This is a genomic window from Micromonospora maritima (assembly GCF_902825405.1).
In the GTDB taxonomy this organism is placed as follows: Bacteria; Actinomycetota; Actinomycetes; order Mycobacteriales; family Micromonosporaceae; genus Micromonospora; species Micromonospora maritima.
In genome coordinates, this window is the sequence record NZ_CADEAU010000448.1 from 1 (window position 1) to 4,337 (window position 4,337).

Genomic DNA, 4,337 nt, shown 5'->3' on the forward strand with positions numbered 1-4,337 from the left:
AGGCGGCGCCGTCGAGCAGCTGCGCGCCGGCCGCACCGAGGCCGGCCCGGTCGGCGCCGGCCATCGGATGGCCGGGCACGAACCGGTGCCCGAGCCCCTGTGCGGTGGCGGCGGTGGCCACCTCCGCCTTGGTGCTGCCCACGTCGGTGAGCACGCACCCGTCGTCGGTGGCCGCGGCCACCCGGGCCAGCATCGCGGGCAGCGTGGGCAGCGGCCCGCAGACGAACACCACGTCCCGGCCGGCGACCGCCTCCTCGACCGTGTCGGACACCGCGACGCCCCGGTCGCGGAGCCGTCGCCGGACCGCCGGCTCCGGATCCCAGCCGGCCACGTCGAGACCGGCGGCGCGCAACCGGAGCAGCACCGAACCGCCGATCAGCCCGGTGCCGACCACCGCCGCGCGCGCCAGCCCGCCGGCCTCGCCCACCATCGGCCCACCTCGGCGTCCGCGTCGTCCCGGAGCCGGACGGCCCCGGGGAAGGTCCCGCCGAGGATATCGCCCACCGCGCCGCCCGGGATCACGGTCGGGCCGTCGGGGGAGATCGATTCGAACGGACGGGGGATGTCCCGGTCGGACCCACGTCGTACGGTCCCCCGGCGGCTCGACCGGATCGACCGGCCGGGCCTTCGTGAACGGGGAAAGGGAAACGCATGTCCGCGACGTACCGGGCGCTCGCCTCGGTGGTCATGTTGATCGGTTTCTACGTCGTCGCGCTGCTCCAGCTCGCCGCCGTGGTCGCGCTCGGGGTCTGGCTGTTCGGCCACACCAGCGGCGTGATCACCGGCAAGCTGCTGCTGCCGCTGGTGGTCGCGCTGGGCGCGGTCGGCGTGGGGATGTGGAAGGCGATCCGTACGAAGAACGAGCCGGCTCCCGGCCTGATCCTGGACGAGCGCGCGGCGCCCCGGCTCTGGGCCACGGTGCGCGAGCTGGCCACGGCGGTCGGCACCCGGGCACCGGACGAGATCCGGCTGGTGCCGGAGGTGAACGCGGCGGTCGGTGAGCAGAGCAGGCTGCTCGGCCTGGTCGCCGGGCGGCGCACCCTCTACCTCGGGCTGCCGCTGCTCCAGGCCATGCGGATCGACCAGCTCCGCTCGGTCCTGGCGCACGAGCTGGGCCACTACTCCGGCCGGCACACCCGGCTGGGCGGCGTCGCCTACCGGGGTCGGGTGGCCATCGGGGAGACCATCGAGCGGATCAGCCCGCGCAACCCCGTCGGCTGGGTGTTCAAGGGCTACGCGATGCTCTACCTGATGGTCGACAACGCCGCGTCCCGCCGTCAGGAACTGGAGGCGGACCGGGCCTCGGTGGCGCTGGCCGGCACCGAGGCGGCCACCTCGGCGCTGCGCACGCTGCCGGCGCTGGACGCCGCCTGGGGCTTCTACATGCGCCGCTACGTCGAGCCGGGCTGGTCGGCCGGGCTCGCGCCGGACGACCTCTTCGGCGGCTTCGCGCACCTGCTCCAGGCGCGGCGCGACGAGATCGACGAGCTGCGGGAGAACGCCCCGGAGGGCACGCCCTCCCGGTGGGACACCCACCCGCCGATCGGAGTACGCGTCGCCGCGATGACGTCCGTGCCGCCGACGGCGGCGGGTGCGGACGACCGACCGGCCTGGATCCTGCTCGCCGACGTGGCCGGGGCCGGGCGCGCGCTCCAGTCGCTGGTGGTCGAGCACGGCTCGCGGCGGCTGCTGCCCTGGCCGGAGTTCGTCGCGGAGGCGGTCGCGGCCGGGGTGCAGCGGCAGGCGGACGGCATCTACCGGGCGGCCGGCCGGTTCACCGGCGCCGCCGGGCCGGGCCTGCCGACCGTGCTGGAGCTGGTCCGGACCGGCCGGCTCGGGGAGTTCGCCGAGCAGTTCTTCGGCGGCGCCACCCGCGAGGAGGCGGCGGCCGCCTTCGCCGGCCCGATGGAGACCCTGCTGGACAACGCGGCGGTGCGCGCCGGGCGCGCCCGGTGGCAGCTGTCCTGGTCCGCGCCGGCCCAGCTGGTCGGCCCGGCGGGTGAGCCGTGGGACCTGGCCGAGGTGGCCAAGCTGGCGGTGGCGCCGGAGAGCCTGGACGAGGCGCTGGCCCGGCTGGCCGCGCTGGGGATCGACGTCGCGGGCGCCACGGTGGTGCAGGCCCGCGCGTCGGCCCGGGACGCCGACCTGATCGGCGGACTGGCCAACATCAAGATCGACGGCCGGGAGCACGACGTGCTGGTGCTCGACAACGGCCTGGTGCTGATCCCCGATCCCGGCAAGGCCGGCGAGGGCGAGAAGCGGCTGACCGCGCTCGTCGGCTCGGTGCCGGTGGCCGAGCTGGCCGCCCGGCACCCGTACCTGCCGTACGAGGAGATCACCTCGGTGGAGGTGCGGCGGGAGGTGCCGTTGAAGGCCACGCTGACCCTGTTCGACGGCCGCACCGTGCAGATGCAGGAGCTGATGGCCAGCGAGTTCCTGGAGAAGCGCAGCCGGGACACGCTGCTGACGGTGTTCCGGCGGATCAACGGCTGACCCGTTCCGGCCGCCGGCCCCGATGAGGGCCGGCGGCCGGAGTGGTCAGGAATCGGCCAGCCGGCCGGCCACCGCGTCGACGCGCTCGTCGGACTCGGTCAGCGCCACCCGGACGTGCCGGGCGCCGGCCGAGCCGTAGAACACCCCGGCGGCGACCAGGATGCCCCGCCGGGCCAGCCAGTCGACCGTGTCCCAGCAGTCCTCGTCGCGGGTCAGCCACAGGTAGAGCCCGGCCTCGGAGTGCTCGACGGTGAAACCGGCGCCGCCGAACGCGGCCCGCAGCTTCTCCCGCCGGACCCGGTAGCGCTCCCGCTGGGCGTCCGCGTGGGCCTGGTCGCCGAGCGCGGCCACCATGGCGGCCTGTACCGGGGCCGGCACGATCATGCCGGCGTGCTTACGGATCTTGAGCAGCTCGGCCACCAGCGCCGGGTCGCCGGCGACGAAGCCGGCCCGGTAGCCGGCCAGGTTGGAGCGCTTGGAGAGCGAGTGCACCGCCAGCACGCCCGCGTACGACCCGCCGCAGACCTCGGGCGAGAGGACCGAGACGGGCTCGGCGTCCCACCCCAGCGGCAGGTAGCACTCGTCGCTGGCGACCACCGCCCCGCGTTCCCGCGCCCACTCGACCACCTTGCGCAGGTGGGCGGCGGGCAGCACCCGGCCGGTCGGGTTGCCGGGCGAGTTGACCCAGACCAGGCGCACCCGGGGGTCGGGACCGAGGGCGGTCAGCGAGTCGCTGCGCACCGTGGTGGCGCCGGCCAGCCGGGCCCCGTCCTCGTAGGTCGGGTAGGCGACCGACGGGACCACGACCACGTCACCGGGGCCGAGCCCGAGCAGCGTGGGCAGCCAGGCCACCAGCTCCTTGGAGCCGATCGTGGGCAGCACGCCCAGCCCGTCGACGCCCGCGCCGCAGGCGCGGGCCACCCAGGCCGCGATGGCGTCCCGCAGCGCGGGCGTGCCCGCGGTCAGCGGATAACCCGGCGCGTCCGACGCGTCGGCCAGCGCCTGCCGGATCAGCGGTGGCACCGGGTCGACAGGCGTACCCATGGAGAGGTTGATGAGACCACCCGGGTGCGCCGCGGCCGTGGCGGCCGCGGCGTCCAGGGTGTCCCAGGTGAACTCGGGCAGCCGTGCCGAGACCGGCGTGGGCCGGCTCAGTGGCCCTCGCCGCGCGGCGGCTGCGCGGCGACGAAGGTGGCGTCCTTCTCCACCTTGCCGATCTTCGAGGCGCCCCCGGGCGAACCCAGGTCCTCGAAGAACTCGTAGTTCGCGCCGGTGTAGTCCTTCCACTGCTCCGGCACGTCGTCCTCGTAGAAGATCGCTTCGACCGGGCAGACCGGCTCACAGGCACCACAGTCGACGCACTCGTCGGGGTGGATGTAGAGCATCCGGTTGCCCTCGTAGATGCAGTCGACCGGGCACTCCTCGATGCATGCCTTGTCGAGCACATCCACGCACGGCTCGGCGATGATGTAGGTCACCGGTCTTCTCCTCCGCAAGACTCGTCGCGATCATCCGCAACGGTAAGAGCCTAGTATCTCGCCGGGGAGGGGGTCGATCGTGCTCCGACAGCAGGACGTGGGACACCGGATCGTGGTCCGCCGGATTGTGGGGATTCGGGGCGGCCGGCCGCTGTTCTCCGACGCGCTCGGCGAGCTGGTCGAGCTGAGCGAGACGCACATCACGCTCGCCACCGACGCCGGTCCGCTGCGCGTACCGGTCGGCGAGGTGCACCGGGCCAAGCGGGTGCCGCCGGCCCGCCGGCCCACCGCCGCCGCCGTGGTCGACCTGGAGCTGGCCGCCGACGAGGCCTGGCCCGCGCCGGTACGCGGACGGCTCGGCGACTG

At 74.8% G+C, this 4,337-nt stretch carries 4 protein-coding genes and 1 pseudogene; 2 read left to right on the forward strand and 3 right to left on the reverse strand.

The genetic code is table 11. The annotated features are described in order from the left end of the window. Positions 1-430 (reverse strand): prephenate dehydrogenase/arogenate dehydrogenase family protein (locus HUW36_RS26740; RefSeq protein ID WP_174530675.1); only part of this gene is annotated, 430 nt, incomplete at its 3' end. Positions 431-651: 221 nt separating this feature from the next. On the opposite strand from HUW36_RS26740, the gene HUW36_RS26745 reads away from it, so the two are divergent. Next, on the forward strand, positions 652-2,493 hold the full coding sequence (locus tag HUW36_RS26745; protein WP_174530676.1) for a M48 family metallopeptidase: 1,842 nt from the start codon (positions 652-654) through the stop codon (positions 2,491-2,493). Between the two features lie 45 nt (positions 2,494-2,538). Here the strand turns inward: HUW36_RS26745 and dapC are convergent, their stop codons facing one another. Both dapC and fdxA read right to left on the reverse strand, forming a co-directional pair. Beyond that, positions 2,539-3,648 carry a succinyldiaminopimelate transaminase gene (gene dapC / locus HUW36_RS26750; RefSeq protein WP_281357561.1) on the reverse strand — a complete coding sequence of 370 codons (1,110 nt, stop codon included), beginning with the start codon at positions 3,646-3,648 and terminating at the stop codon, positions 2,539-2,541. Then, positions 3,645-3,971, reverse strand: coding sequence for a ferredoxin (gene fdxA, locus HUW36_RS26755; protein ID WP_007464872.1), 327 nt, complete (start codon positions 3,969-3,971; stop codon positions 3,645-3,647). The genes dapC and fdxA overlap by 4 nt, the downstream gene beginning before the upstream one ends. A gap of 79 nt (positions 3,972-4,050) precedes the next feature. Here fdxA and HUW36_RS26760 point away from each other — a divergent pair. Further along, positions 4,051-4,337: pseudogene (locus tag HUW36_RS26760) on the forward strand (GNAT family N-acetyltransferase); the annotation flags it as partial.

What these genes read in the sequence shown, in the direction of transcription:
- HUW36_RS26745 (WP_174530676.1), top strand. Translation starts at nt 652, where the DNA reads ATGTCCGCGACGTACCGGGCGCTCGCCTCGGTGGTCATGTTGATCGGT.